Raw genomic sequence first — 24,996 nt, forward strand, 5'->3', positions numbered from 1 at the left:
AGTTTCCCGACCATGTTCGCCCATCCAGCGCCCGAGATCGGCGATGCATCAGGCGCCAGCGACAGGCGCGCCCGGCGGTGGACAATTTGCGCGAGGGTCTGTCTCACATCCCCTTCATGCCCTGAAGAACCATCCGGGTCATGGCGGCCACGTCCATGTGCAGATTGCCCGAACCCACCAGCCGGCGATGCATCGGTGCCAGCACGGCGAGATCATAGAGGACGCGCGCGGTCATGTCCGGATCGCGCACGCCGCAATTGAGCAGCGGCTGGCGCAACAGCGCCTCTGCCTGCGCCAGGCTGTTCCGATGTGCAGCAAGGACAAGGGTCGACAGGTTCGCGGCTTCGGCCAGAAGAAGCCGGTACATGGTCAACGCATCCTCATCCGTCGCCATCGCATTGAGACTGCCGACCATGCTGGTCAATATCGCCTCATTGTTCCCGGCCGTGCGACCGATCCTCTCGATCATGGCGAAGCGGCCGGCAATGAACTGCTCAAGCACCGCCTGCAGCACGGCGCGCTTGTCCGGAAAGTTGGCATAAAGGGTCCGTTTCGACATGCGCGCCAAGGCAGCGATGGCGTCCATCGATGTGCCGGAAAATCCGTCGCGCCGGAACAGATGCGCTGCGGCCTCCAGAATGCGAGAGCACGCGTCAGAGGTCGAACTGTCCCGCTTCTGCGGCGCGGCGGACGGTGCGATCGCATCTTCCTTGGTGCCCGCCGCCAAAGGATCGCTTGCCATCACCTCCATGCGCTTCTTTCCCTGCCTGTCGCCGGTTCAGGCTCAGGTAGAGAGGATTGATCCCATTCCGGCAATGGCTTTCCCGCAGGGCTGGCAATGCATCACAAGCCCGTAGGCCGGCCAATCAGTGCTGCGGGCGAACAAACATGGCGGTGCCATGGTCGGATGCCACATAGACGGGATCACCGATCTTCATCAGCTGGGGAATTTCCTCCAGCGTCAATGGCATGCCGGTCAGCCTGCCACGGGCGATCCGGCAGAAACTGTCCTCATCGATGCGGAAGACGCGCTGCTCGCCCGTTTGCGTTTCAACGGTGATGGCGCAGGAATCGAGCGCAGCTATCGTGCCCACAGTGGGGATATTGCCCGATTTCGGCATGCCGCGAATGTCCATCGACAGGCGGAAAAAGCGATCCGACCGATTGGCCAGCCCGCTATGCGGCGTTTCCAGACTGAAAACCAGCAGATCGCCGGGCTGGTAAAGGGCGCGGCGCCAGGCATCGGTCGGGATCACATCATCGCCTATGCCCTGCGGGGGCCGGGGAAAATCATTCATCCGCGGCCGATGCAGACCCTCCGCCACTGCCAGACCGCCGGTTTCCTCATCGATGGGGGCGAGCGGCATCCAGCAGATCTTCAGCGGCAACCCCTTGTTATTGGGTCCGTCGCAATGGACGAAATTGAAGCGCGAGCCGGGACGGCCTGTGCCGGGAGGCAAAGCGTGATATTCGGTGTTGGGCACCCAGAAGACCTCTTCACCGAACAATTCCTCAAAAAAGGCGCGGATCGCGGGTTCAGCGACGAACTGATCCCGTGGATAGCGCGCGAGCAGCGGATCGGTCGCCGGCGTCCCGTCATTACGGATCGGGAAATTGTCGAGCGGCGCGCCATTATACACGGCTGCATCGTCGCGATCGGGGTCGACCACGCCCAGATCGCGCAGGACGTCGAGATAGACCGCGCGCAACCGGCCGACGGCACCCTTGTCCAGCACATCGCGGAAGAACCAGTAGCCATCCCTTTCCCAAGCGGCATCAAGTGCGGCACGATCCCCCAGCAGATGATTGGCGGTTTTCAGCTCACGCATGGGCTGCGTATCCGGAGAGCTGGAAGTAATCATGTCGGCCATGTCGGTCTTCCTATCAAAGTCGGTGAGTGGGGCTGCCCGCATCCGTTCCGCTGATCGGGAACGATGCATGACAGCCGCCTCCCGTGTCAGAAATGGTAACGCAGTGTCACCCCATAAGTCCTGGGTAGACCGGGCGTGTGACTGGTGTAACCCAAGCTGTCGAGGTTGATAAGCAGGAACTCGTACTTCGTCTTTGTCAGATTGTTGACATAAAGCGCGAGGTCGAAGCCTGACCCCATCACCCGGTTCCAGCTTGCGTCGAGATTCACCAGATTATAGCCATCGGCATCCGTATAGCCGGGTACGTACGTGTCGTTACCGATATAATCGTCAGTATGATAATAGCTGATGCCGACGGACGCGTCCCCCTGGGAACTGTCCAGCGGCGCAATCAGCCGCGCCCCCAGCGTATAGACATTGCGAGGAGCACGGGCGAAGGGATCGTTGCTGTGATCGCTGCCGTCAGGATAGATGAATTCGGTGAACTTCGCGTTGGTATAGGCATAATTGGCCGACAACTCCAGCATCGAAACCGGACGGAACAATATGTCCGCCTCGACACCCCAGATGCGCGCCTTGCCCGCATTGGTGGTGACTGTGGTGGGCGGCAGGACCGTCGGGTCGGACAGCAGCCGCTGGATATCGTTATACTTGGCGTAATAGGCGGCCAGATTGGTACGCAGGAACATGTCGCCCATGCGCCAGTCGGCCTTCACGCCCAATTCGACATCGTCCACGGTTTCCGGCCGGAAAGTCCGGCGCAGGCCGGCCTCGGTCGAGGCGCGTGCGCCAAAGCCGCCAGTGCGGTAGCCATGCCGATGCGCGAGATAGATCAACTTGTCCTGCGCGACCTTATATTCCAGGCTGAGATTATAGGTCACTTCGGAGAAGCTGTCGCTCACGTTCAGTTCGCACTGGGAAAGCGGCACTGCGGTTTCCGGCGTCGCCGGATTATTGTCCAGGTCACGGGTGAAACGACATGCCGTGGCCGTGCGGTTGCGGATCGTGGCTTCCCGCTTGTCGCGATTGTAGCGCAGGCCGGCCGTCAGGCTGAGGCTGTCGGTGAAGCGGTAGGTGCCTTGCGCGAACGCAGCGTAGCTGCGGTTGCGGGCGGCCACGTCGGTATTGCTGAAGGCGGCCTTGGGGTAACCGAAGATATCCTGCGGTTCGACCAGTCCCGGATCGACGCTGCCTACGGTGGAAAGGCCCTGGTTTCGGCCCTTTTCCCAGAAATAATAAAGGCCCGTGATCCAGTTGAAATTCCCGGTTTCGCCCAGCAGCTGCAGCTCCTCCGAAAACTGAGAGGTCCGGTCTATACGCTGCTGCGGGTGCAGCGAATTCATCGTGCCGTCCATGTCGTCGAAGATATTGTCTTTGACGTGGCGATAACCGACGATGTTCTTGACCGTCAGCATGTCGTTGAGCGGAATGGTCGTGGTGTTCGCGATGTCGTGCGTTTCCACCTTGGTGAAGGTGTTTGATCCATTGGCGATCCGATAGGGTCCGCGCGCCTGCTGCTCAGCCAGCAACTGCTCGAGCGGACGATAGCCGCGCGCCGCGCGGACAGCAGCGCCGTTCAGTGACCCGGTGGGCCGGACCTTGGCAATGAAGCTCGCCGTGCCGCCGTCATCTTCATGGAAATAATTATAGACGGTCAGCGATTCAACGCCGCTGTCATTCTTCATCAACACGGATGCCCGCGCGCCCTCCTGAGCGGTGTCGTTGACGTTGCGTCCCAATATCTCGTCATAGACGAAGCCATCGTCCCGCTGGCGCTGCCCGGCGACGCGCACCAATATATTGGGCGACAATGGTACGTTCAGCATGCCTTCCACGATGAAGCTGTCCAGATTGCCGTAAGTGACGCCCACGCGGCCTTCGAAATTGTCGGTCGGGCGGTTCGGCCGGATAATGATCGCGCCGCCGGTCGTGTTGCGGCCGAACAGCGTGCCCTGCGGCCCCCGCAGCACTTCCACCGATCCGATATCGAAGAGGGCGCCATTGACCCCCTGCGTACGGGCGAGCACGATATCGCCCATATAGGTGGAAACCGACTGGTCCGCGAGCAGGGTGAGTTCCTGCTGGCTGAGGCCGCGGATCGCGAAACTCGGCAGCGACCGGCTGCCTCCCTGGCCAGGGACGGACACCAGACTGGGAACTACGCGGCTCAGGCCGGCGACATTTGCGATATTGGCGCGTTCAAGCGCGGCGCCGGACACCGCGCTGACCGAAAGCGGCACATCCTGCAACCTTTCCTCACGCCGCCGCGCGGTCACGACGATATCGTCGCTCGAAAAAGCGGACTGCGCATGTTGCGGTTCCTGTTCGGGTACGGCCTGAGCCGATGCAAATGATGGCACCGTCGCAAGCAGACAGGCGCAAGACGACATCCAGAAACTCGAAATTTTCATGATAACCTCCCCTGTAGTATCGATGTTCACTCTCGTCGTGAAACCGGCCCGGCATAGGCGGCTCCCGATCGCTGCCTCATCACAGCAGACCCCGCTCTTCCGATGTCGGCACATCCTCTGGCAATATATTCGCCTCTCGCATGGCGGTGATCACCGCCGTCTGGGCAGAGGCAATGCATGGAAACCCCACATAGGGCGTCAATTGCACCAGCAGCCCTTCCAGCTCCTCCACCGTCAGGCCGTTGGCCAGACCGATCTTCACATGATTTTTCAGTTCCAGCGCCTGGCGCGAGGCAATCAGCGCGGAAATGACGGCGATGCTCTTTTCCTTGCGGGTAATGCCTTCATGCCGCCACGCGTCGTGAAACGCCCAGGCCGCCGCCATGCGCGTGATATCCGATCCGAAACGGTTCGACGTCGCTGCTTCGTTGAAGGCGCCGCCAAAGCGATCGCCCATGACGCCCGTTATGAAATCCACGCCCGATTTCTGCTTTTCATCCAGCTGGTTCATTGATGCTGTCCTTCAGTCTCATGGTTCGCCGTCGCCAGTTCGGCTTCGGCCAGGAAATGGGCGGAGATGGGTCCGATCTGGGTCACGCCGCCGTCCACGGGCAGCAGAATCCCGGTGATGAAGCGCGCATCCTCGCTGGCAAGGAAAGCGACGGCCCGGGCGACGTCCCAGGCGTCCCCCTCGATGCCGAGCGGCGCTATGGCACGACGCAGCGCGCGCAGCCCTTGCGGCAACACATGCATCGCGTGCGGGGTCATGATGTGGCCTGGCGCGACCGTGTTGGCGCGAATGCCGTCGCGGCCGTGCAAGACCGCGATCTCCGCGGAAAGTTGCGCCATGGCCGCCTTCGATGGACCATAGGCTATCGAACCATGGGCGCGCATCCCGGCGATCGAGGAAATGTTGATGATCGATCCCCCACCTGTGTCCTTCATGGCGGGCACGGCATGACGGATCATCAGCATCGCGCTTTTGAGATTTACGTCGATGACGCGCGTCCAGGCGCTCTCATCCACAGCATCCAGCGCGACGGGATCGGAAATGCCGACATTGTTGACCAATATATCCAGCCGCCCCGTTTCGGCGACGGTCTGTTCCACGAAATGACGGCAATCAGCATTGACGGCGACGTCGCCTGTCAGAGTGAACGCCTTGCCGCCGGCCGCAACGATGCGACGACGCGTTTCCTCGACACTGTCCCTGTCGCGGTCGATCAGCGCCACATGCGCGCCCTCCGCCGCGAGGAGCATGGCGATGGCGCGCCCGGTCCCGACCCCGTCGCCCTGTGTACCCGCGCCCGTGACCATGGCCGAACGCCCTCTCAGGCGAGCGTAGAATTCGGTGGGTTCCGGCATGGATCAGGCCCCTTCCCGACCCGACCGCGCGCTGAATGGAAGATAAGAGAATACCGTCTCAGGCGCGCCCGTTGCGCGCCCTGTCATTTGCCGGATCATGCCAAACTCTCCCGACAGCTACCTGTGCAGCCGCTTCTATATACATGCATCATGCGATGCTCCACGCTCTGGCGTCAGGGGTGATTTTGACATCATGGGGGGGTTAAATTATCATCCCTCATGGCCCGCGATGTTGCAGTGATCGGATTTGACGGCGCATGCCTCGCCAGCATCGGTCTGTTCCTTGATCTGTTCGGGCAAATGCGACTTCGCGTCGCGGATCAGTTTCGGACACGTGATGATATCGGCATGCACACACGTGCTAAATTGCTGGGACCAAGTCCAATGCCTGTTCAGGTCTTGGGAGGGGGGCTGCTGCAAGTGGAAGATGGGTTGGACGCATTACCCCATCTCTACATCCATGTGCCTGACTTCTATTGTTCGGAAGAAACGACGCCGGATCATCTCGCCAAGCTCCAGCCGGTCATGGACTGGCTTCGCAGCCAATATGCAGGTGGCGCGCATCTCTCCGCGACGGGGCGGGGCATAGAGTTGCTGGTCGAGGCAGGGTTGGTTGGAAGCGGCCCTGTTCCGGTGACGAGAGGCGCCGCCGCCGAATTTCGTCGGCGCTATCCGCATGTGCGCGTCAACACGAGCGAACCGATTGCAGAAGTCGATCGCATCGTGATGGCACGCGGCATGGCGCATGAAATGAGCCTGCTCACGCGTCAGATCGGCCGGCTGCTATCACCAAACATGGCTGGCACGCTGGCGGATGCGATGGGCATGGAGTCGGATCGGCCCGGTCTGTCGGACGATCCACTGGTGGCTGCGGCGCAATTATGGCTTTCCGAACGAGCGTCCCGCGGGCTGCATATCGGTGCGCTTGCCGCGCATCTGGCGGTCAGCCCGCAGACCCTGATCCGTCGGTTCCGCTCCAGACTCGGCATGACGCCGAGCAACTACTTGCGACTGGTCCGCATGCGCAGCGCGCAATCGCAGCTACGCGACACCAATCGACCCGTGTCGCAGATCGCAACACTGATCGGATATAATGATCTCAAATCCTTCCAACAGGCATTCCGCCAACATGCCGGCATGAGTGCAAGTCATTATCGTGCGTTCGTCCGCAACCGCACAGACATGGTTTCCTCACCATATGACTCCGCCGACGGATCCCGGCCCACTGCGTTGGATATCATGCCGATCGACTGAGATATATCAGCGCGAGAATAGGGGAACGGCAGACCGCCGTTCCCCCGAGATTTCAGAACTGGATGCGGAATTCGCCGCCCATCGTCCGGGGTGGTTGCAGATATGTCGCCGCCTGCGGATAGGGCTGCGACGCGGTGAGCCCGTTGCCCGCCGGGAACAGCTGGCCCAGATCGACATGGTTCAGCAGGTTCTTGACCCAGAAGGCCAGTTCGCCCTTCACCCCGTTGGCGAGCGGGATTTCGGAAATGCCCGCGCGCATGTTGATACGGTTCGTGAACACGCCGGGATTGTAGCGTGGTGCTGGCGAAGCCGCGGTGCCGGTCGAGTTGACCACCGTCAGCAACCTGTAGGGCGCGCAGCAGGTCATGTTGGAACTGCGCGTCCAGTCGAAGTGGATGTTGAAGACGCCCGGATCCAGCGGCCGGCTGAAGTCCACGGAGACGGAACCGGCATGTTTCGCCGCGCCTACACCCAGCAACTGAAGGAAGGACGCACCGGGATGGGCGGCGATGTCCGCGGGCGATACAACCAATGCACCCGCGCAATTGCCCGCCGGCGCCGCCGTGCATGGGCCGGATGCCAAAATGGACGTCCCATTGGGCTTGAACGTTGTCAGCGTCCTCGGATCGATACCGATCAAACGCTTGTTGCTGTCCACATAGGTATAGTTGCCCGATATGGTGAGGCCGGGCACGATCCTGGCGCTCAACTCGACCTCCAGGCCCTTTGCCTTGTAAGGAACCGAAACATTGAACGTGTCCGATATGCTGGGATTGGTGGCGGGGCTGGTCTGAATGGACTGTTGCTGGTCATCGACCTTGTATTTGAACGCCGCGATGTTGAGCGTGACGCGCCGGTCGAACCATTGCGACTTGATGCCAACTTCCCAGGACTTCAGCACTTCGGTGTCATAGGCGGTGAATGTCTGCGACCGGACGTTGGCGCCGCCGTCACGGAAGCCCGAAGCATAACGAACATAGGTGTTTATGTCCTCGGTCAACTTGAGCTTGGCCGTAAATGCCGGATCGACGCGCTTTTCCTTCGCCTCGTTGCGAAGCTCGGTCGGCAGGATGACGCCGTTGAAGATATCGCGCCGGGCCCTCTTGGTGTCGTCGCTGTAGCGAAGGCCTGCGGTGAGCTCCAGCCGCTCCTCCAGAACCGGGGGAGTCCAGCTTGCCTGACCATAGGCGGCATAGGCGTTCGTCTTGGAGAACTGGCGGATAAAGCCCCCATTGGGCGCGAACGGGCTATAATAGGGCGCGCGGCTGGGGCCGCCGCCGGGGGTGCAGGGTGCGCCGGGTATGCCCGCCGGGCAGTTGGTCGAGAAACCGGAATCCCGTTCATCCCGCACGTCTTCGTGGAAATAGATGCCGCCGACCGTGATGTTGAAGTTTGTGGTCGTGTAGATGGCCTGAAGTTCCTGGCTGAAAACCTTGGAATCCAGGTAATTGCTGGCCCATGCCTGGACAGGCGAAGTGCCAAGAGAGGTGACCGCGCCGCCATAGTTGATGGATCGGCGCAGACCGGTGATTGATTTCAGCGTCAGATTATCGCTGGCGCCGTAGGTCAGGTTCAGCACATGTCCGCGATTCTTGGTGATGAAGTAGAGAGAGGGGATCGCAAAGGGCGCGCTGTCGGGATATTTATCCAGATCCAGGGGAAATTGCTGATATCGTCCGCCGTCGGTGGTGAATATGGTGGCGGGACCGCTTGGCGGAACAGTGATGCCGCCATTGGGATTTTCTATCGTGCCGGTATTGGGCGATACCAGGATCTGCGGGAAAGCCTGGTCATCCTTTGCCCAGACATTGTCATAGGCATAGAATATGTTGAGATCGCCAAAATCCCTCTCAACCGCTATGCGGCCGCCATAAGTCTTGAGCTGACGAAAATCATTGTCATAATCGCCGGTCTTCCAATGGAAGGAAGAATATGGACTTGAAACAGGCGTGATATTTTCCAGAAGGCTGCTCTTTACGTTCTGAAAATAGCCGCCTCTTTTCCGATACATACCCGACAATTGGATACGGAATCCGGCCAGTTCAGGAAGATCGAGCCGTCCCTTGAGCTCATAGGCATCGAAATTGCCGATGCCGGCGCGGAAATCCCCTCCCAGCACGCCGCTTGGTCGACGGGAAACGATCTGCACCACGCCTGCCTCCGCATTGCGGCCGAACAGCTGCCCCTGCGGGCCGCGCAGCACTTCGATGCGTTCGGGTGTGATTAGGTCGAGAGCGCCGCCCTGGGCGCGGGGTATGTTGATGCCGTCGATGTAGAAGGCGACCGCATTATCCTGCGTGCCCTGCGATGCGTCGGACGTGCCATAGCCGCGCATCTGAAGCGCCACGCCGGTTTCCGTACCGTTGAGGGGATAGGAAGTAAGACCGGCGATCTTGCCGGGGCCGAGATCATTCAGATTTTCGATACCCCGGCTTCGCAGCGTTTCACCGCTCAGCGCCGTAACCGCCAGCGGGACTTCCTGGAGCCTCTGCTCACGCCGGGTGGCGGTGACGACGATGTCCGCATCTCCGGCGGCAGGCCGCTGCGCGGGCTCCTGCGCGGAAGCCAGCGACGGCATGGACAGTGCGGAAAGTGCCACACTCGCGAAAAATATCTGCTTCTTCATCACGTCTCTCTCCCCATGATTTTGTCTTATGTGCAGGCGAATGGGACCCTTCTTCCCGATGAGCGGCAGGATGCACGCAATGGCACAACCGGTGCCCACGGCCTGATCACGTCACGATGTGATGAGGGTAATGCGCTCACAGCCCGAGGGCATCCGCGCAAACGGATCAAATCCGTCAAAATGTTCAGGCGTCGCGCAAATCGCATCGTCCCTCCCCTCCGGACAGGACATCCGCCGGTTTTCCCGGCTTTGATGTCGGCAGTCGAGCCTCTGTCCCCTGCCTGGCCTATGTTCCGCCAGATCAATGCAAAGCTAATCTCTGCGCATATTACATGCAAGTAGATGAATTTTGATCGTATTTGTGATGCTTGCGATAAGGCTGGACGATGAAGACGGCTGGCTGATCAATCGGCGGCAAATCGGCGATCGAAGGCCGCCTGTCGGCGCGCGATCTGCGCCGCCCGCTCTTCTGGCGTTATCCTGACAACGCCGCGCGGCAAGGCATCCACCAGGCCCGCGAGCGCTACCTTGCGGCTCTCTATTGCCGGCGATCCCGCGTCGGGATCAGGAAAACCTTGCCAGCGATGCAGGATCAGCACGTCGTGAAGACCGCATGGGTCGAGCCAATTATGCACGCCGGGATCCGCGATGGAGAGCACATAGGTGAAGCGTCCATCTGCATCCGGCGCCATCTGGGCATTGGTCAGGCTGATCTGGCGGTCGCGATTGGGCAGGCTGCGCAACCAAAGGTCATGCAGCACGATGTCACGATAGGTCGCACCCGCCGCATTGGCGGTGATGATCACCGCTTCATCGTCGCGCAGCGTGAAATGGCCCAGACTGCCTTGCTGGGTTACCAGGCCGCCCACCGATCCAGCGCCCTCGGGCGGCGTCATCATCTGCGGCCCGTTGAAGAAGAGGCGCTGGGCGTAATAGGCGTAGAAGACGTCGGAAAGGATGTTGCGAATAGCTCTGGTCGCCAGTTCATCCTCCGTCAGCGGCACGCGGGTCGGCGGATCGAGCCGGCGCACCCGCAGCGCGTCGGGATGCTGTCGCGCCCAGTCACCCATGGAATCGCGGATAAAAAGATAGAGCGTTCCCGGCACTATCTGAAGATGGTTCCGCCGCCCCTCCGCCGAATTATCGTCGAGGGTCAGGACATAACGGCCATCTTCGCCGATTTCCATGTCGAGTTGTTCGAGAGATGCCAGGGTGGCCGACGTCGTGCTGTTGCCGACAAGCTGGAACGTGACATAAGTCGAGGGGTCAACTTGCCGTTGCCCCGTCACTTCATAGCGCCCGCCTGCCGCAACAGGAATGATACGGTAGGCGTTGTTGGGATTGTCTCCTCCCCATTTGGCACCCGGCACCTTATGACCGAGCCATTGGGCACCCTCGCTATACACCCTGAGCACACGGGGGTAATTGGCATCGGCATTCGCAGCGACCAACGTACATTTGAAACAGTAATCGGCGACATGATCATCGAACAGCGCCATCTGGTCGGCGGGCATGAGCCTGTCCGTGACGCGTCGCCACATGATTTCCGCGCGATCGCGGGCAGCCTTTACGTCCGGCCGCTCGAACAGCCGGATCGCCAATCGTTCAAGATCGCGCTGGTCGACATTGGCGACCGGATTGATCGCGGACAGGAAGTAATCGCCGATATCAAGGGGCATCGCATCCTTCTCCCAAGTAGGCCGGCAGCGTCCTCCGCCATCATCCAATAATCGAACGATTGTTCTCTATATTGATCAATACTGGCCTTTTATCGAGGATATGATGCACCCAGTAAATTATTTTGGCAAGCTTGGCACCAAATCGTGAACGGTCTCTCAGGCCACTGCCGTTTCCGTGGGATCAGGGGGCTGGGCTTTCCCCTCATCCTGCGCCTTGCCGGGGATGCGTACGAGCGGATAGAAAATTTCCTCGGCCCAATGCGGCTGCGCGCCCGGAATGCCATAGCGCCAGGGGCGCCCATCCGGGATGTGGAGCGTCCCGAACATCCAGTCGAGAAAGGCGAAAGTCACGGCATAGTTGCGGTAGGAAGCGCCATCCTTGCCATAGCCGTGATGAGTGTGATGCATGCCGGGGCTGATCAGCAGATGTTCCACCGCGCGAAACAGGCTGCCGAAACGGGGATGGCGCCGGATCGCATCATCCCAGCGAAAATGACTGTGGGTGATGAGGTTCCACCAGAAAATGGTGAGGATGACGAGCCCGGCCGCAACCCCCTGCCCCAGATAGACGGCGAAACCGGTGATCCAGGCGGTCGGCACGACAAAGGACCAGAAGAGATTGACGCGCTGGGTCACGAGCACATTCATGTACCGGCCGGCGTGGTGCGTCCTGTGAATCTTCCAGAGCCAGCGAAGCGCGGGACGTCGTTGCCCTTCATGCGCCCATCTGTGACCCCAATAAAAGGCGAACTCCACGAGCAGGAACAGAACGAGATAGGATGGCAGCAGCGGTAGATGCGCGAGGGCGCCTTTTCCCTGCGGCAGCAACAGCGCTGCCGCACCGGCGATCAGCAGCCCGGCCAGGGACCGCGTGACCAGCGGATTGAGCAGCGCGCATAGCCCGATCACCAATATGTCGTCGCGGCGATAGATGCCGCGGTGGCGGCCGGTCAGGATTTCCGTCAACAGGATGATCGCCGTCACGGCAAGCACTGGACCGTAATAGGACATTGTTCCTCTCCTTGTCCGTCAGTTTTACGCTGGCGCGGAAAGGGCTTCCAGTTCATTGATATGGCAATTTTGATGAGTATCATGCATGGATATCCGCAAGCTTCGCCATATCGTCGCATTGGGGCAGGATCGGCATTATCGCCTCGCTGCTGATCGCCTGGGCCTCACGCAGTCGGCTCTGACGCGGAGCATCCAGGCCGCAGAGGCGGAGCTGGGCGTGCGACTGTTCGACCGCGGACGCGACGGGGTGCATCCGACTCGCGCCGGCGAAGCGCTGCTGGCCGACGCGGCGCCTTTGCTCCGCCAGATGGAGATACTCGAACGAAACATGGCCTTGCTTTCCCACCATGGGAGCGGGGAGGTGCGCTGCGGCTTCGGCCCGCTCGCCGCGGCACTGATGCTTGAAGACATGCTGTCGCATGTCGTTCAGGAACACGGCGCGCTGCGCGTCCGCACGAAACTGGGGGACGTGGCGGAATTGCTGTCGCTGCTCCAAGACGGCGAACTGGACTTCGCCGTTCTGGCGCATTTGCTTGTCGAGGACAGGCCTGACCTCAGCTTTCGTCGAATCGGCCAGATCCGGCTCGGTGCATTGGTGCGGCGTGGCCATCCGCTTGCCGGCCGCACGGTGCATGAGGATGAAATCGCCGCCTTTCCCATCATCGGCGGGACAGGCGCCAGTCCGGTCTACGCGCCGACGATCAGCTGCGACAATTTCGAGATCGCAGGCCAGGTCACGCTGGCGAGCGATGCCATATGGATCACAGCGGAATCCCTCGCGGATGACCGATATGCAATGGTCCACGGCCTGCCTGTCGCGCAACCGCTGGAACTGGTCGTGGCGTCCCTTGCGCGGCGGACATTATCTGTCCAGGCACTGCTGACCATCGATCTGATCGTCGCGGCCCTGCGGAGGCGGCAGTCTTAGGAAGCATGCAACCAGTCGACCTGGTCCCGCAGGAATTGCGCGACGGCGCGGACGGCCTGGCGCTTCACGCGGTCCTGCGGAATGAAAAGCTGAACATCCACGCTTTCCCGGTTCCATTCCGTCAGCACCGGCTTCAGGCGGCCCGACGCCAGTTCGGGCGCGACCAGCATCTCCAGCGTCTGCCCTATGCCCACACCGGCAACAGCGGCAGCCGCGATCGCATCCCCATGGTTGAAGGTCGCGACGCTGGCGGGGCGGAGCGATCGCCGCTCCTTCCCCCGCACGAAGCGCCACTGGCCCACCGGCCGATCAACCGTCGCATAGAGGACGCAATCATGATCATGCAGATCATCGGGCGTGACCGGCTCTCCGCGCCGCGCCAGATAATCGGGCGAGGCGACCTGCACGAAGCGCGTGTGCCCAAGATTGATGACCTCGCCCTTTCCTTCCGCCGGCACGCCGACACGGATGAGCATGTCGAACCCCTCTGGCCGAAACATCATACTGCGGTCCCCAACGCTGAGGTCCAGGGCAATACGAGGATGCAGGGCACGCAATTGCGGCAGCGCGGGCACGACGAATCGTAATCCGATCGCCCCGGGCGCATCCAGGGCAACGCGCCCGCTTGGCCCCATGTCGCGCATCTGCACCAGGCTTTCGGCCTGCTCCACCGCTTCCAGAATGGCGCGCGCCTGCTCCAGAAACATATGACCATGGGGTGTCAGGCCAAAGCGGCGGGTGGTCCGGTTTATCAGTCGCGTACCCAGCCTATCCTCAAGCCGGGCCAGATGGGTCGAAACCATGGTGGGGGAAAGGGCAAGCCGCTCGGCCGCTCGGCTGAAGCTGCCCGAATCCACGATTGCCACGAACACCTCGAAGCCAGTCAACCTGTCCATGATTATCTCTTATTATCGTATAATGCGTCTCGAAATGTGGTGATTATCCAATCACAACGCAATGGTAAAAGGGATTCAATTCAAATCATCAATTGAGAGGATGCATGGCTTATCCACGCTTGTTCGAGCCGTTCAGCATCGGCAACCTGACGCTCAAGAACCGTATTTCCATGGCACCCATGGAAACGCATCTGGGCGCACCCGACGGCGGCGTGAACGACGCGATCATCGCCTATTACAGCGAGCGCGCACGCGGCGGCGCCGGCCTTATCATCACTGAATTCACCTGCGTCGACGCGGAGACGGGATTCAGCTCCAACGTTCCGCAATTGCGCCTGGACAATGACAGGTTCAAGGCAGGGCATGCCCGGCTGGTCGCCGCCATCCACGCGGCGGGCGCAAAGGCGGTCATCCAGATCTCCCATGCCGGCCGGCAGACCAAGGAAAGCGTCATCGGACGCCAGCCGGTCTCAGCCAGCGCGATTCCTCTCAACAGCATCTATATGAACGCGGTTCCCCGGCCGCTGGAGGATGCAGAGATCCATCACCTCATCGGGCGCTATGCGAATACGGCGCGGCTTGCGATGCTCGCGGGCTATGACGGCGTGATGCTGCACGGCGCCCACGGCTATCTGCTCCAGCAATTTCTTTCGCCGTTGATGAATCATCGCGAGGATGAATGGGGCGGCGACTTTGAACGGCGGCTGCGCTTCCCGACCGAGGTCATCAAGGCGGTGAAGGCGCAGATCGGAAACAAGCCGTTGATGTACCGCATGTCCGTGGTCGACGGCGTCGAAGGCGGCATCACCATCGAGGACAGCGAGAAGATCGCGCCGCGCCTTTGCGAGGCTGGCGTGGATGCGATCGACATCAGCTGGGGCTTTCTGGAAAGCGCCCATCTCATATTGGAACCAATGTCCGTCGAGGAAGGGGACCGCCTGCCCTATGCCCGCCGCATCCGCGAGGCGACCGGCCGGCCCGTCATCACCGCCGGCGTGATGCGCTGGCCCGACAAATGCGAACAGGCGGTTATCAATGGCGACACCGACATCGTGTCGCTGGGCCGCGCGCTGCTGGCCGATCCGATGTGGCCGATCAAGGCGCAGCGGGGCCTTGTCGACGACATCCGGCCATGCACCTCATGCAACTGGTGCATTCGCGAACTGGCGCAAAGCCGATCGGTCGCATGCGCGGAAAACCCGCGTTGCGGCAAGGAGACCGAGCCGGAACTGGATCGCTTCGCCAATGGCATGAAGGCGGCCGTGATCGGTGCGGGACCAGGCGGCATGGCGGCGGCGCTGTTGCTTGACCAGGTCGGCTTTGCCGTCACGCTCTATGAGAAACGCCAGCGTCTGGGCGGAAACCTGATCACTTCGGCCGTGCCTCCTGGGAAGGACAAGCTGTTCTGGTATCACAAGTTCCTGCTGAACCGGGTCGAGCGCAGCACCATCGACGTGCGCACCGGGACGCAGGTGACCAGAGACGTGATTGAAAAGGACCAGCCCGACGTCCTGATCCTCGCCAACGGCTCGCGATTGGCGCCGCTCGACCTCGCCGGCTGGGGCAATCTGCCGACCGCGCCTGCCTATGAGGTGCTGATGGGGGAAACGGATGTCCCGCCATCGACCCCTGAGCGACCGATCGTCATTTATGGCGGAGGTGAAACGGGCACGGAAACAGCGGAATATCTGGCCCAGGGCGGGCATCATGTCCTGCTTGTGACCCGGTCCGACGCCAAGTTCCTCGCCCGCAATGCCGAGGCGCTCTATCGTATTGCGCTGTTGCAGAGGCTACACGGCAATGCATCCATCCGTATCCTGGACAATACGACGCTGCATGCCGTCGATGGCGAGCATGTCACGCTTTCGGCTGCGGGCGGGTTGACCGATCAGCCGGCGGCGGCGCTCCTGCTTGCCCATGGCCTGGTCCCCGACAGCGAACTGCCCGATGCTCTCGGCGGTCTCGATATTCCGATGATCCGCATCGGCGACTCCGCGCAGGTCGCGCGGATCGGCGAAGCGGTGCGCGACGCCTATCGTGCGGTGCAGGATCTGCGCCGCCTCATCCTGCAACCGGAGCCGATCGCATGCTGAACCTAGCCACCACCATCGAACGCCGCCCGCTGGACGGGCCATTCGGCCTGGAAATAGTCGGCGCGGACCTGACGCGCGACATCGATGAAGGCACGCGGAAGGCGATCCGCGACGCCTGGATCGATGCCGGCATCCTGCTCTTCCGCGATATGCGCAATGACGACATGGCGCAGATGCGCCTCAGCGCCATTTTCGGAGAAATGGAGCCCGCCGCGACGGCCGATCTGAACGATCCCATCAACCAGTTCATGATGACGCTGGCCTATGATCCGGAGGATCCGTCAGGACGCCCCAATCCCTTCTATCGCGTGAACGGCATCGATCGCGCGGGCTGGCTCGGCTGGCATTGGGACCAGAGCTTCATGCCCACCATCGTGCGCGGCGCCGTGCTGCGCATGACCGAACCGGCGCGCGTCATGGGAGAAACCGGCTTCATCGATGCCATTCAGGCCTATGACCGGCTGTCGTCCGACATGCAGAAACGCATTGAGGGGCTGGAGGTCGTCTACGAATTCAACCCCGATTTCTGTTCCGGCCAATTCGGCTTCCCCAAGGACATAGAGCGGCTCAACGTCGGCGCGACGGTCAAGGCGGGAGCGAAGTACAACTTCCCGCCGGTCGTCCATCCGCTGGTGATCACCCAGATGGAAACGGGCAGGAAGGTGCTGAAGCTCTCGCCCATGCATGCCCGCTATGTGCTGGGCATGGACAAGGCGGAAAGCGATGCGCTGCTGACGGAACTTGCGCTGCATCTGGGCGATCCGGCCCATGCCTATTTCCATAAATGGCAGGAAAATGACATGGTCGTCTGGGACAATTGGCGGATCGTGCATTCCGCCAACGGCGTTCCGCTGGATTGCAAGCGGACCGCCCGGCGCACGACCATAGCCGGCGACTACAAGGTCGGACGCTATCTCGACCCAACCCTAGACCGGGATCGCGAAGTGAAGCGGCTGGTGGACTGAACGGCGATATGAGCGCACAGGTCCATCCGAGCATCTGCCGGCTGTGCACGGCCTATTGCCCGATCCAGGTGACCGTTGAAAATGGCCGCGCGACCAAGGTCACGGGCAATCCGCGCGCGCCGCTCTATGGCGGCTATAGCTGCCCCAAGGGGCGGGCCCTGCCCGAACAGCATCATGGCGAGCAACGCCTGCTCCACAGCCTGAAGCGCGGCCCGGAGGGTTTTGGCGCGATCCCCTCCGCACAGGCGATGGACGAGATCGCCGAACGGCTGAACGCGATCATTGCCGAGCATGGCCCCCGTTCGGTCGCCATGTATGTCGGGATGGGACTGGTCCCCTTCGTTGCATCCACGGCCATCGCTGCGGGATGGCTGAACGGCATCGGATCGCCCATGTTCTTCACCGCGGGTTCGATCGACAAGCCGGGCATACTGATCGCGCTCGCCCATCATGGCATGTGGCAGGCCGGGCAACCGCATTTCGATACGGCCGATGCCTGGCTGCTGGTCGGCATCAATCCGGTGATCAGCAAATCTCCGGGCTTTCCGGGGCAAAATCCCGGACGGGTGCTGAAGGACATGGAAAAGGCGCAGGCAAAGCTGATCGTCATCGATCCGCGCGTCACCGAAACGGCCAAGCGCGCCCACATCCACATGCAGGCCCGGCCGGGAGAGGATGCCGCCATATTGGCGGGAATGATCCGCATCATTCTGGCGGAAGGGCTGGAGGACAGCGAATTCGTTGCCGCCAACACGCAGGGCGTCGCCGCGTTGAGGGAAGCCGTCGAGCCATTCACCGCCGACTATGTCGCCCGGCGCGCGGATATTCCGGAAGCGGATCTGGTTGCGGCGGCGCACATATTCGCGGGCGCGCGCAATGCCGGGGTGAGTTGCGGTACCGGACCCAGTTTCGCGACCCATTCCACGCTGACCGAATATCTCGCGCTTTGCCTTGCCAGCCTTTGCGGACATTGGGCGCGGGAGGGCGACTTGCTGGCCAAGCCCAATGTTCTGCTGCCCGCCTATGAGGCGCGGGCCCAGCCCTGGGCGCCCTTCCAGGCCTGGGGTTTCGAACCGCGCCTGCGCGTCCGGGGCCTGGGCGGCTGCGCCAGCGGCCTGTCGGCCGCCGCGCTGGCCGATGAGATCCTGCTGCCCGGACCGGGTCAGGTGAAGGCGCTGATCGTGGCGGGTGGAAACCCGATGATGGCCTGGCCCGACCAGAATCGCGCCTTCGCGGCGCTCAATGCGCTCGATCTGCTGGTCACCATGGATACGGAGATGACCGCCACGGCCGAGCTTTCCCATTATGTGATCGCGCCCAAGCTGACGCTGGAAACGCCGATGACGACCTATATGCCCGAGAGCGTCAAATATTATGGAACGACGCGCGGTTTCCCCGACCCCTATGCCGCCTATACCCCGGCGCTGATCAAGCCGCCCACCGACAGCGACGTCATGGAGGACTGGGAATTTTTCTGGGGACTGGCCGAACGCATGGGCACGCGCATCGACGCCACGCTGCGCTATGGCAACGGTCCGCAGGCCGAGGCGCCGCCCATGACCTTCACGCTCGACCCCACAGGCCCGAAACCAACCACGGACGAGCTGATCGAATTGTCATGCCGGGGTTCGCGCATTCCGCTCGACCGGGTGAAGCAATATCCCGACGGTCAGATTTTCGAAAGCGACCAGCGCGTGCTGCCCCGCGCCGCCGGCAATGACGACCGCCTTGAACTGGCCGCCCGGCCCATGGTGGAGGAACTGGCTGAGTTGCTGGCCGAGGATAGCCGCGCCATTGAAGCGGATTATCCGTTCCGGCTGCTGCCCCGGCGCACGAACAATATCCTCAACAGCTTCGGCCGGCGGATCGGCAGGCTGGCCGGCAGCGGGGTGAACCCCGCCTATATGCATCCCGACGATCTGACCGATCTGGCCCTTGGCGAGGGTGATTGCGTGACGATCCGGTCCCCGCATGGCGAAATCCAGGGCACCGTGGCGGCTGAGGCAAACCTGCGACGCGGTACCATATCCATGGCGCATGGTTTCGGCGCCAATCCCGGATCCGACGATCCGTTGACACTGGGTGCTAACACCGGGCGGCTGATTTCGGTGGAAGACGGCTATGATCCCGTGACCGGCCTGCCCCGCATGGGCGGCATTCCTGTCCAGATATTGCCGCGGCAATCCGCAATGCTCGTGGGCGACGTGCAGACTCTTTGATCGCAGCCGGCGTTCACCGGGACATATCCGGGCAGGGGAAAGCGCGCCTGCCGCAGGCGCGCCCCCTTGCGCCCGTCAGAAGCTGTAGTTCAGGCCGACGCCGATCTGCCGCGGCGGCGAATAGATGACTGCGTCCGCGCTGGGATTGACGAAGGTCGATCCGATCACCTTCGCATTGGTGAAGTTGCGCGTGAACACCGACAATGTCAGCCCGGTACCGGCGGGAGTGAAGGCCAGACGGGCATTGCCGGTGAAATAAGCCTTCTGGCTCACCCGGCTTTCCAGCGCCATGCGCACCTTCGTCGAATAATAGCCGTTGAGCGACAGGGCCAGGCGCCCGGCGTCGAAGTCATGATGATAATCGACAAGGCCATTCAGCGTGAACCTGGGCGCGCGGATCATTCGCTGGCCACTGACGTCTGCCCGGCCGTCCAACGTGCCGTCGAAATCGGGATCCGTCGCCATTTCCACCAGGCTGGCATTGGGAAAACTCTTATATTTCGCATGCAGCCAGGCCGCGCCCAGGGTCAGGGTCAGGTCTTCGCTGGCTCGCAAACTCGCATCGGCGTCGATGCCGTAGATCTCCGCCGATCCGGCATTCTGCAGGGTGCTGACACCGCCGACGGTCGTCGTCGCCTGCAGGTTCTTGTAATCATAATGGAAGCCCGCAACGTTAAGCGCCATGGCGCCCGACTTGAACTTTGCGCCCACCTCATGCGACTTCAACAGTTCCGGGCGAACCGGCGTCGCCTGGCGGGCGATGGCGTTGAACAGGCCCGCCTTGAAGCCCTGCGCATAGTTGTAATAGAGATTGAGGCTGTCCGTCACGTCGAACATGACCGCGGCGCGGGGCGTGAACTTCCTGGACTTCACCTCGCCCAGAAAGGCTTGTGGCGTCACATTGTTGAAGCCGTTCGCGAAACCATTATTCTTGTCCCTGGTATATCGGCCGCCACCGATGACCTTGAGCCTGTCGGACAGTTTCCAGGTCACTTCGAAGAAGCCGGAAAGCGACTTGTTGACGCTGTGATCGTAAATTCGGTCGATATAGCCGAAGGCGGGAATGTTGATGAAGGCAGGGTCGTCGCCCACCTTCCGCCGATAATAGTTGAGCCCGACGATGACCGAAACGGGGCCGATCGGCTTGGACGTAAAATAGACGTCCTGCGAGAAGGACTTCGAATAGCTGAAGATATCGTACACGCCGCCCGCGAAGTTGCTGTAGTCGGCCTCCTGCAGGATCGGCGTGCTGTAGTCGATATAGCCCGTCATGCTGGTGAAAGTGCCCATGTCCGTCTCAAAGTCTGCCTTGAGGGAATAGGTCTTCATGTCGATATCGATATAGCTGTCTATATCCGATGAGGTCTGCCACGGCTGGTCAGCGATGACCACGCCCGGCAGCCCGGCAAACGCGTTCACGCCCCTGTAACTGGTATAGGCAAGGTCGATGGCGTTCTTTTCGCGATTATAGCTGAAGCTGCCTTCCAGACGTATCCGGTCGGTCGGCTGAAACAGAAGTTTCGCGCGCAGGAAGCGGTTGTGATTGTCCGGCGTGTTTCGGCCCGTCGCGATATTGCGGACATAGCTGCCCAGTTCCCGGCTGCTGAGCGTCAGGCTGGCGGCGAGGACATCGTCGATGATCGGGCCAGTGACGAACGCCTGGGCATTGAGTTCGCCTTCACTGCCATGGCCATAATGAGCCCAGGACAGGCCCAGATCCATATGCGGCGTGAAGGACGGCGACTTGCTGTTGATAAGGATGACACCGCCGGTTGCGTTACGGCCGTAAAGCGAACCCTGAGGCCCCTTGAGCACCTGGACATTCTCGACATCCGGCAGGGAAAAGAACGCGCCGGTGATATTGGGTTGATAGACGCCGTCGACATAGGTCGCGACATTGTTTTCCGCATTGGAGGAACCCAGGGTGGACGAAACGCCGCGCAACGCCGGCTGTGCGTTGATGCCGTTCGCCTCGACCCGCAGGCCCGGCGTCACCAGCGTCAGGTCGCGCGCGTTGCTGATATTGGCGCTCTGCAACTGTTCCGCGCTTTGCGCCGTCACCGCCACGGGCACATCCTGCAACCGTTCAGCCCGGCGCTGCGCCGTAACGATGATGTCGTCGCTCCCCTGCCCCGTCTGAGGCGCTGTGTCGGTTTGAGCGGACGCGGCACCGATGATGCCGATGACGGCCGTTCCGGTGCCAAGCAATTGCAGGATCAGGCTGAATCTGGTCATGGGTTCCCCGCTCATCTGGATTGTCGACTGGATTGTCGACACAAGGGCGAACGCCCCGAAAGCTGGCACAATGCCTATGCCGCAGGGAATGGTTTTGCATGCAGAAATCACATGAACTCTGCATGCATCATGGGTATGATCTGACGGTGCAGCCGAAACCGGGCGGGCGTCTCAGGCCCAGCCGCGCAGGAACCGTTCGGCAATTTCGCGGGCGCGGCCCGGGCGGCGGACAAAGGCGATATCGTCCACCATCACGCGGAAGCCATGGGTGATGAGGCCCTGCAGGTCGAAAGCGGCATCCTGCGGATCGCCCGGGCGCAAGATTCCCCTTGCCATCAACTCCTCGAAATAATCGCTGATCGGCCGGAAACCCATATAGGCATTGGCCAGAAGCTGCGCGCCGAGATGGGGAAAATCGCGCCCCTCCGCCACGGCGATCTGGAGCAGGGTTCTGCCCAGTGGATGACACACCGCCACATCCGTATAGGTGGTGACGAACCGCTCTATCGTGCCCAGCGGATCGTCGAGGTCGAGTTCCAGCGCCCACAGGCCGGAACGCACCGACTCCATGCTGCGGTGGATCAGGGCCGTGAACAGCCCCTCCTTGCTGGCGAAGCGCCGGTAAATGGTTGTCTTGCTGACGCCGGAACGCTCCACCAGCCGGTCGAGGCTGGTTCCACCGAAGCCGGTCAGCGCAAATTCCTCCAACGCGATGTCAAGCAGATGGTCGATGCGCCGGTCCACTTCGGCACGCGGCAGCCTCCCGCCCTGCCAGCGCCCGCCTGCCCCCTGTCCTGCCGCCATGGTTTCCTCGCTCATCCTGCGCGGATAGCCCGGCGGAGCGGCCAAACCAAGAGGGCAGTCCGTTATTGCCACGCGATGCAGAAGATGAAGCATCGCTTATCTGAAATGTGCTATAAAAAGGCAGGAGTTCGCTTGGCACAGGAACTGCCATGAGTCACTTTCCGGCACGTGAAAGGATGCAACGGCCGCGCGAAGCAGGCGTTGCGATCATATTGCCCAATCACGCACCGCCGAGACCAAGCTGAGAGGAATCGCTATGCCCGATTATGACCTGATCATCCGGGGGGGTAAGATATATGATGGCAGCGGTGGAGAGCCCTTCCTCGCCGACATCGCCATCAATGGCGGGGTGATCGTCGCGGTCGGCGACGTGGAGGGCAGCGGAAGGGAGGAGATCGACGCGTCGGGCCGCATCGTCACTCCGGGCTTTGTCGACGTGCACACCCATTATGACGGGCAGATCACCTGGGAAAACAGGTTGGCCCCGTCATCCGATCATGGCGTGACAACGGTGGTCATGGGCAATTGCGGCGTGGGCTTTGCCCCCTCCCGCCCTGAACATCGCAAGCTGATGATCAAACTGATGGAGGGCGTTGAGGACATTCCCGAAGTCGTCATGGCCGAAGGCGTGCCGTTCAACTGGGAAACCTTCCCGGAATATCTGGACGCGCTCGAACAACGCGAAAGCGACATCGACTTCGCCGCGCAATTGCCACACAGCCCGCTCCGCGTCTACGTCATGGGCGAGCGCGGCGCCAATCTGGAGCCGCCGACGCAAGAGGATCTGGCGGAAATGCGTCGCCTGACGGCAGAAGCGATCGAGGCGGGCGCCCTTGGCGTCACCACCTCGCGCAGCTATGCGCACCAGTTCCGCGACGGTCGCCCGGCCCCTTCGGTCAAGAGCGAGGATCAGGAAGTGCTGGCGCTTGCCCAGGGGCTGCGCGACGCCGGCAAGGGCGTTTTCCAGATGGTGCCCAGCTATGACGTGACGGCGGCCGAACGCATGGACCTGCTGGACGACATTGCGCGGACGTCGGGACGGCCGGTTTCCTTCACCTTCATGCAGACACCCGTGGGCGAGGGCGACTGGCAGGAAATGGTGTCCCGGCTGGAGCGTTCCAAGGAACAGGGGCTGGAGGTGCGCGGCCAGATCATCCCGCGCCCGACCGGCGCTCTGCTGGGCCTTGAACTGTCCATGCACCCCTTCTCCTTCAACCCCAGCTTCCGCGAGATCGAACATCTGCCGCTGGAGGAAAAGGTGGAGCGGATGCGCGATCCCGCCTTCCGCAAGAAGCTGATCGCCGAGGAACCGACCGACCCGCAGGCCTTTTTCGTCTATGTCATCTCCGATCTGGATTCCATGTTCGTCCTGGGCAATCCGCCGAACTATAATCCCCGCAGCGACGAGAGCATCGGCGCCCGCGCCCGTGCCATGGGCGTCGACCCCAGGGAGCTGATCTATGACGCCTTGCTCCAGCGCGACGGGCGGGAGGTACTTTATCGGCCTCTCGGCAATTCGGAGGGGGATAAGTTCGAAAGTTCCGGCCGCAATCTGGTGAGGAACGACCGGACCTTCCCGGCGCTGGGCGATGGCGGTGCGCATTACAGCATGATCTGCGATGCGGCCTATACGACCTATTTCCTGACCTATTGGGTGCGCGACGCGAGGGACGACAAGAAGATTGAGTTGCCCTACGCCGTGCGAAAGCTGACCTACGAACCCTCCTATGCCGTCGGGCTGCATGACCGCGGCCTGATCAGGCCGGGGTACAAGGCGGACCTCAATGTCATCGACATGGAAAGGCTCCACCTCTACGCGCCCCATGTGGTCTACAACCTGCCGACTGGCGGCCGCCGCCTGCAACAGCGGGCAGACGGCTATGATGCGACCATCGTGAGCGGGGTAGTGACCTATCGCAACGGCCGTTCCACAGGCGCCCTGCCCGGCCGCCTCGTGCGCGGGGGCAAGGAAGCGCCGAAGATCGCTTCCGCACAGACACTGGAACCCGCCTGACGGCCTGGCGGGCGATGCGGATCAACCGTCTCGCCCGCCATGAACCGCCAGCGCAGAGGGAATCGCCATGACAGAACTTACGCCCGACATGTTCGCCTTCCTTCAGGAAATGAAGGATCGCACCGCCATCCAGGACTGCCTGCTGCGCTATACGCGGGGCGTCGACCGGCATGACCGCGAACTGATGCTTTCCGCCTATTGGCCGGACGCCTTCGACGACCATGGCGTTGCGGAGGGCTATGCCGCCGATTTCGTCGACTGGGCAATCGGATGGCATGGCGAATTCCAGACGAAGCATCACCATGCGATCAGCAACCATACGGTCGAGATCGACGGCGACACGGCGCATGGCGAAACCTATTACACTTTCTGGGGCGAGAATAAGGGCGCGCCGCCGCAGCTCAGTTTCGGCCGCTATGTGGATCGGTTTGAAAAGCGCAACGGTGAATGGCGCATCGCCGACAGGGTCTGCGTCAATGAAATGACGGCGACGCTGACGGCCGCCGAGATTCCGGACGAATGGAAAGCCCGTATTTTCAGCACGGGGCCGAACCGGCGCGACAAAGGGGACATTTCCTATGTCCGGCCACTGGTCCGCAAGGCAAGGGACGAATGATTGTCGTTC

18 protein-coding genes are annotated in these 24,996 nt (G+C 61.6%); 7 read left to right on the forward strand and 11 right to left on the reverse strand.

Features of this window, described 5'->3' with window-relative positions; all coding sequences use genetic code 11:
• Positions 1 to 103: 103 nt before the first annotated feature.
• The 5 genes from MRBLMA1_RS08690 to MRBLMA1_RS08710 form a co-directional block, all read right to left on the reverse strand.
• Positions 104 to 751 (reverse strand): TetR/AcrR family transcriptional regulator, encoded by a 648-nt coding sequence (locus tag MRBLMA1_RS08690; RefSeq protein ID WP_363736143.1) that lies wholly within the window; start codon positions 749 to 751, stop codon positions 104 to 106.
• 115 nt (positions 752 to 866) lie between these two features.
• On the reverse strand, positions 867 to 1,871 hold the full coding sequence (locus MRBLMA1_RS08695) for a phytanoyl-CoA dioxygenase family protein (protein WP_363736144.1): 1,005 nt from the start codon (positions 1,869 to 1,871) through the stop codon (positions 867 to 869).
• An 86-nt stretch (positions 1,872 to 1,957) separates the two neighbouring features.
• Entirely contained in the window at positions 1,958 to 4,282 is a 2,325-nt protein-coding gene (locus MRBLMA1_RS08700; protein ID WP_363736145.1) for a TonB-dependent receptor, read from the reverse strand.
• 79 nt (positions 4,283 to 4,361) lie between these two features.
• Positions 4,362 to 4,793 carry a carboxymuconolactone decarboxylase family protein gene (locus MRBLMA1_RS08705; RefSeq protein ID WP_363736146.1) on the reverse strand — a complete coding sequence of 144 codons (432 nt, stop codon included), beginning with the start codon at positions 4,791 to 4,793 and terminating at the stop codon, positions 4,362 to 4,364.
• Complete coding sequence (locus MRBLMA1_RS08710) at positions 4,790 to 5,647, reverse strand: SDR family NAD(P)-dependent oxidoreductase (RefSeq protein WP_363736147.1); 858 nt, start codon at positions 5,645 to 5,647, stop codon at positions 4,790 to 4,792. Before MRBLMA1_RS08710 ends, MRBLMA1_RS08705 begins: the two co-directional genes overlap by 4 nt.
• A gap of 432 nt (positions 5,648 to 6,079) precedes the next feature.
• Between MRBLMA1_RS08710 and MRBLMA1_RS08715 the strand changes: the two genes are divergently transcribed.
• Complete coding sequence (locus MRBLMA1_RS08715) at positions 6,080 to 6,901, forward strand: helix-turn-helix domain-containing protein (protein ID WP_363736148.1); 822 nt, start codon at positions 6,080 to 6,082, stop codon at positions 6,899 to 6,901.
• 52 nt (positions 6,902 to 6,953) lie between these two features.
• On the opposite strand, the gene MRBLMA1_RS08720 is transcribed toward MRBLMA1_RS08715, so the two are convergent.
• From MRBLMA1_RS08720 to MRBLMA1_RS08730, 3 genes are all read right to left on the reverse strand, one after another.
• Positions 6,954 to 9,527 (reverse strand): TonB-dependent receptor, encoded by a 2,574-nt coding sequence (locus MRBLMA1_RS08720; protein ID WP_363736149.1) that lies wholly within the window; start codon positions 9,525 to 9,527, stop codon positions 6,954 to 6,956.
• A gap of 404 nt (positions 9,528 to 9,931) precedes the next feature.
• The gene (locus tag MRBLMA1_RS08725; RefSeq protein ID WP_363736150.1) at positions 9,932 to 11,206 is read right to left on the reverse strand and encodes a hypothetical protein; all 1,275 of its coding nucleotides are present in this window, start codon (positions 11,204 to 11,206) and stop codon (positions 9,932 to 9,934) included.
• A gap of 156 nt (positions 11,207 to 11,362) precedes the next feature.
• On the reverse strand, positions 11,363 to 12,217 hold the full coding sequence (locus tag MRBLMA1_RS08730) for a sterol desaturase family protein (protein ID WP_363736151.1): 855 nt from the start codon (positions 12,215 to 12,217) through the stop codon (positions 11,363 to 11,365).
• Positions 12,218 to 12,302: 85 nt separating this feature from the next.
• Here MRBLMA1_RS08730 and MRBLMA1_RS08735 point away from each other — a divergent pair, with 85 nt between their 5' ends.
• Positions 12,303 to 13,145 carry a LysR family transcriptional regulator gene (locus MRBLMA1_RS08735; protein ID WP_363736152.1) on the forward strand — a complete coding sequence of 281 codons (843 nt, stop codon included), beginning with the start codon at positions 12,303 to 12,305 and terminating at the stop codon, positions 13,143 to 13,145.
• Here the strand turns inward: MRBLMA1_RS08735 and MRBLMA1_RS08740 are convergent.
• The gene (locus MRBLMA1_RS08740; protein WP_363736153.1) at positions 13,142 to 14,041 is read right to left on the reverse strand and encodes a LysR family transcriptional regulator; all 900 of its coding nucleotides are present in this window, start codon (positions 14,039 to 14,041) and stop codon (positions 13,142 to 13,144) included. The genes MRBLMA1_RS08735 and MRBLMA1_RS08740 overlap by 4 nt on opposite strands.
• Positions 14,042 to 14,145: 104 nt before the next feature.
• On the opposite strand from MRBLMA1_RS08740, the gene MRBLMA1_RS08745 reads away from it, so the two are divergent.
• From MRBLMA1_RS08745 to MRBLMA1_RS08755, 3 genes are read left to right on the forward strand one after another with little or no spacing between them, the layout of a single operon-like run.
• On the forward strand, positions 14,146 to 16,134 hold the full coding sequence (locus tag MRBLMA1_RS08745) for an FAD-dependent oxidoreductase (RefSeq protein ID WP_363736154.1): 1,989 nt from the start codon (positions 14,146 to 14,148) through the stop codon (positions 16,132 to 16,134).
• Positions 16,128 to 17,099 carry a TauD/TfdA dioxygenase family protein gene (locus MRBLMA1_RS08750; protein ID WP_363736156.1) on the forward strand — a complete coding sequence of 324 codons (972 nt, stop codon included), beginning with the start codon at positions 16,128 to 16,130 and terminating at the stop codon, positions 17,097 to 17,099. The genes MRBLMA1_RS08745 and MRBLMA1_RS08750 overlap by 7 nt, the downstream gene beginning before the upstream one ends.
• Before the next feature lie 8 nt (positions 17,100 to 17,107).
• Positions 17,108 to 19,318, forward strand: coding sequence for a molybdopterin-containing oxidoreductase family protein (locus tag MRBLMA1_RS08755; protein WP_363736158.1), 2,211 nt, complete (start codon positions 17,108 to 17,110; stop codon positions 19,316 to 19,318).
• A 75-nt stretch (positions 19,319 to 19,393) separates the two neighbouring features.
• Here MRBLMA1_RS08755 and MRBLMA1_RS08760 read toward each other — a convergent pair whose 3' ends face one another.
• The gene (locus tag MRBLMA1_RS08760; protein ID WP_363736159.1) at positions 19,394 to 21,553 is read right to left on the reverse strand and encodes a TonB-dependent receptor; all 2,160 of its coding nucleotides are present in this window, start codon (positions 21,551 to 21,553) and stop codon (positions 19,394 to 19,396) included.
• A gap of 171 nt (positions 21,554 to 21,724) precedes the next feature.
• The gene (locus MRBLMA1_RS08765) at positions 21,725 to 22,372 is read right to left on the reverse strand and encodes a TetR/AcrR family transcriptional regulator (protein ID WP_363736161.1); all 648 of its coding nucleotides are present in this window, start codon (positions 22,370 to 22,372) and stop codon (positions 21,725 to 21,727) included.
• Between the two features lie 241 nt (positions 22,373 to 22,613).
• Between MRBLMA1_RS08765 and MRBLMA1_RS08770 the strand changes: the two genes are divergently transcribed.
• Positions 22,614 to 24,371 (forward strand): N-acyl-D-amino-acid deacylase family protein, encoded by a 1,758-nt coding sequence (locus MRBLMA1_RS08770; RefSeq protein ID WP_363736162.1) that lies wholly within the window; start codon positions 22,614 to 22,616, stop codon positions 24,369 to 24,371.
• Between the two features lie 67 nt (positions 24,372 to 24,438).
• Positions 24,439 to 24,987, forward strand: coding sequence for a nuclear transport factor 2 family protein (locus MRBLMA1_RS08775; protein ID WP_363736163.1), 549 nt, complete (start codon positions 24,439 to 24,441; stop codon positions 24,985 to 24,987).
• Positions 24,988 to 24,996 lie beyond the last annotated feature (9 nt).

Source organism: Sphingobium sp. LMA1-1-1.1, assembly GCF_040676365.1.
In the GTDB taxonomy this organism is placed as follows: domain Bacteria; phylum Pseudomonadota; class Alphaproteobacteria; order Sphingomonadales; family Sphingomonadaceae; genus Sphingobium.

What these genes read in the sequence shown, in the direction of transcription:
- MRBLMA1_RS08690 (WP_363736143.1), bottom strand. Translation starts at nt 751, where the DNA reads ATGGAGGTGATGGCAAGCGATCCTTTGGCGGCGGGCACCAAGGAAGAT.
- MRBLMA1_RS08695 (WP_363736144.1), bottom strand. Translation starts at nt 1,871, where the DNA reads ATGGCCGACATGATTACTTCCAGCTCTCCGGATACGCAGCCCATGCGT.
- MRBLMA1_RS08700 (WP_363736145.1), bottom strand. Translation starts at nt 4,282, where the DNA reads ATGAAAATTTCGAGTTTCTGGATGTCGTCTTGCGCCTGTCTGCTTGCG.
- MRBLMA1_RS08705 (WP_363736146.1), bottom strand. Translation starts at nt 4,793, where the DNA reads ATGAACCAGCTGGATGAAAAGCAGAAATCGGGCGTGGATTTCATAACG.
- MRBLMA1_RS08710 (WP_363736147.1), bottom strand. Translation starts at nt 5,647, where the DNA reads ATGCCGGAACCCACCGAATTCTACGCTCGCCTGAGAGGGCGTTCGGCC.
- MRBLMA1_RS08720 (WP_363736149.1), bottom strand. Translation starts at nt 9,527, where the DNA reads ATGAAGAAGCAGATATTTTTCGCGAGTGTGGCACTTTCCGCACTGTCC.
- MRBLMA1_RS08725 (WP_363736150.1), bottom strand. Translation starts at nt 11,206, where the DNA reads ATGCCCCTTGATATCGGCGATTACTTCCTGTCCGCGATCAATCCGGTC.
- MRBLMA1_RS08730 (WP_363736151.1), bottom strand. Translation starts at nt 12,217, where the DNA reads ATGTCCTATTACGGTCCAGTGCTTGCCGTGACGGCGATCATCCTGTTG.
- MRBLMA1_RS08735 (WP_363736152.1), top strand. Translation starts at nt 12,303, where the DNA reads ATGGATATCCGCAAGCTTCGCCATATCGTCGCATTGGGGCAGGATCGG.
- MRBLMA1_RS08740 (WP_363736153.1), bottom strand. Translation starts at nt 14,041, where the DNA reads ATGGACAGGTTGACTGGCTTCGAGGTGTTCGTGGCAATCGTGGATTCG.
- MRBLMA1_RS08745 (WP_363736154.1), top strand. Translation starts at nt 14,146, where the DNA reads ATGGCTTATCCACGCTTGTTCGAGCCGTTCAGCATCGGCAACCTGACG.
- MRBLMA1_RS08750 (WP_363736156.1), top strand. Translation starts at nt 16,128, where the DNA reads ATGCTGAACCTAGCCACCACCATCGAACGCCGCCCGCTGGACGGGCCA.
- MRBLMA1_RS08755 (WP_363736158.1), top strand. Translation starts at nt 17,108, where the DNA reads ATGAGCGCACAGGTCCATCCGAGCATCTGCCGGCTGTGCACGGCCTAT.
- MRBLMA1_RS08760 (WP_363736159.1), bottom strand. Translation starts at nt 21,553, where the DNA reads ATGACCAGATTCAGCCTGATCCTGCAATTGCTTGGCACCGGAACGGCC.
- MRBLMA1_RS08765 (WP_363736161.1), bottom strand. Translation starts at nt 22,372, where the DNA reads ATGAGCGAGGAAACCATGGCGGCAGGACAGGGGGCAGGCGGGCGCTGG.
- MRBLMA1_RS08770 (WP_363736162.1), top strand. Translation starts at nt 22,614, where the DNA reads ATGCCCGATTATGACCTGATCATCCGGGGGGGTAAGATATATGATGGC.
- MRBLMA1_RS08775 (WP_363736163.1), top strand. Translation starts at nt 24,439, where the DNA reads ATGACAGAACTTACGCCCGACATGTTCGCCTTCCTTCAGGAAATGAAG.